The 1890-nt window shown below is 50.5% G+C and carries 2 protein-coding genes; one reads left to right on the top strand and one right to left on the bottom strand.

Translation table 11 applies throughout. The annotated features are described in order from the left end of the window. Window positions 1-189 precede the first annotated feature (189 nt). The gene (gene csm6, locus IBX50_RS20275) at window positions 190-1314 is read right to left on the bottom strand and encodes a CRISPR-associated ring nuclease Csm6 (RefSeq protein ID WP_292258200.1); all 1125 of its coding nucleotides are present in this window, start codon (window positions 1312-1314) and stop codon (window positions 190-192) included. Window positions 1315-1461: 147 nt separating this feature from the next. On the opposite strand from csm6, the gene IBX50_RS20270 reads away from it, so the two are divergent. Then, window positions 1462-1890: hypothetical protein (locus IBX50_RS20270; RefSeq protein WP_292258199.1), on the top strand; the 429-nt coding region annotated here is incomplete at its 3' end.

The raw sequence follows: 1890 nt of genomic DNA, 5'->3' as shown, positions 1-1890 counted from the left end.
CTCCAACAATTGTGAACACTTTGCCAACTGGTGCCTCAAGGGTGAGAAAAGCAGCAGCCAGGTGTGGACGGGGGCGGCCAGCGCGGTTGCCTTGCTGCCAGTTGTTGCTGGCGTCTTGATTTTTGTCGGTTCCGGTGGCAGAAAAGGAACGGTGTGATCCTTGCCAGTGCACCGGGACACTTTATTGCTTTAAAAAAGATTCCCCCCCAGAACCTCAATCTGATCCTCGCTCAGCGCGAAGGTATAGAAGCTTCCCTGGCTGGGGTGCTTCTGGGTGTTGAGGGTGAAGCTCTGGCTTAACCGCTTGCCGAGCTTGGCACGAATTTTTTTGGCAATACTGGAGCGTTTGCTGGAGACATGGTTGTTATCCATGCCTAGCGTGTAGGCATCGATGGAGCGCTCTTGCAGATCGGCATATTCACCGAGCTGTTTCATCAGCTGCAGAAAATCCTCGCCCCAGTCTTTCTGCAAATCGCCTTCCACCAAAGGGTGCAAGGGTTCAGCTGCCTGCAGATGGCGGGCGATCCACCACACATAAAATTGATATTCGCTGCGAGTGAAGTGATCCATTGCAACATCGTTACAGCGGATGCAGCGGTTAGCCAGATCAATCACCAGTTTCGGCGGTGTCAGTTGCTGGTTGATTTTATCGACCGCTTCACTGAATGAGAGGTGTTTTACCAGGGCATCTTCCGGCAGCTCATCACGCATCAATACAAAAGAAATCCGCGCCAGAGTGACTTCGGCCTTGGAACAGTCCAGTGGCTTTTCATCCCGATCGTAAATGACCCGTGTAGCCCTCGAAGGAAAAAAGAATTGCGGGTTGTTCTCAAAGCCTTCGCTGACCAGCACATGAGAAAGGCTGTCTCCGGGGCGACCATAGAGCGACAGGGCATATCCAACGTAATAACCCATGGTTTTGCGGCCACCGGCCAGTGAAACGTGCAAATCCAGGGTGTCATCCTTGGTCAGCTCACCGATGGTGGCGGTAATGAAGTCGGCAGCAATGGCATTGTCTTGTTCTGTACGGATGTCATTGAGTGAGGCTTGAGTTTGTTGATCCTTAATCACCAGAATGTTTTCTTCTTGAAAACGCAGGTTGGTAATACCATATTCATCCAGCAGTTTGTGAAACCAGCTGTTACCATGCAGCAGGCTCAGCTTGGCTCGGCTTGCCCCTTCCAGGGTGGTGATCAGGTAAACATCGGACGGTATCGACTGACCCATGCCGTAAGTAATGTAGTGGGCATAAAGTGTCTCAGTAACGATCTGGGGTGATAATCCGCTGACCATTAGAAAAGCACGTTTTCTCATTCTGGTGGCTCTCTTGCAAGAAGGTGAACAGGCAGGACTATAATCGCTTTGCCTCACGCTGTAACCGGCGATAAATTTATGTTGCTGGCTTGCAATGGATGGTTTGCACTATAAAAAAAGCCCACAATAACTGGAAATAGGGATCTTATGGGTCAGCTACACATGCCGGGACTGCAGATTGCGCGTTATCGGTTTACGTTCAGCGCAGTGGATCAAGTCGTTTTTAATGGCCAGCAGGGCTCATTGCTTCGTGGTGCATTTGGTCACGCACTCAAGAGCCTAGCTTGCATGTTGCCGGAGCATGTCTGTGCAAGCTGCCCCCTTAAGATAAGTTGTATATATCCTGGTGTGTTCGAGCCTTTGATGCAAACGCGGGCAGGCAAGCCCTTTACTCCACCGCCACCTTATGTCCTCCATCTTAACCAGAGTCTGGAAGGCAAGCATCAGCCCGGTGACCACTTTAGCTTTTGCATCAATCTATTCGGAAATACAGCTCAGCATATCAATCTACTGGTATTTGCTTGGATTCGTGCGGGATCTGTCGGTTTTGGTGCTGGGAAAAAAAGAGCAAAACTG

It is taken from the genome of Marinospirillum sp., assembly GCF_014859565.1.
Note: the sequence above shows the minus strand (reverse complement) of the source record. Positions and strands in the feature narration are given on the sequence as shown.